Here is a 362-nt window from a genome sequence, read left to right as displayed (position 1 = left end):
AAGGTCCGAGGTGAGAGATAGATGCCGTAGCTGATGCGGCCGAGCCCGAGCAGTGGCGGCAGTTCGGCCAGCCTGCCGAGCGTGCCGCCGAGGCCGTTCGAGCAGGCGGTGACGATCGCCGTCAGCGGCACCAGCGGCAGCACCTGCACCAGCATCCAGCGCGGCCACTCCCAGGCCGAATTCGCCGGCCCCGGATCGGACCAGACGACGAGCAGGAAGAGCGCCGCCAAGGCCGGCCAGCCGAGCCGCATCCAGCGCGGCAGGTCGGCGCCCCTGGCGCGGCGGACGGCAAGCAACGCTCCGCCGGCAAGCGCATCCATCGAGGCCGGTGGCAACAGGTCCCGCGCCAGCGCCGGGTCGGC

General features: G+C 73.2%; 1 pseudogene. It reads right to left on the bottom strand.

The annotated features are described in order from the left end of the window. Positions 1–362, bottom strand: a pseudogene (locus tag EN818_RS31120) (acyltransferase); the annotation flags it as partial.

Source organism: Mesorhizobium sp. M3A.F.Ca.ET.175.01.1.1, from assembly GCF_004791945.1.
GTDB lineage: Bacteria > Pseudomonadota > Alphaproteobacteria > Rhizobiales > Rhizobiaceae > Mesorhizobium.
This window is presented reverse-complemented; position numbering and strand designations above follow the sequence as displayed.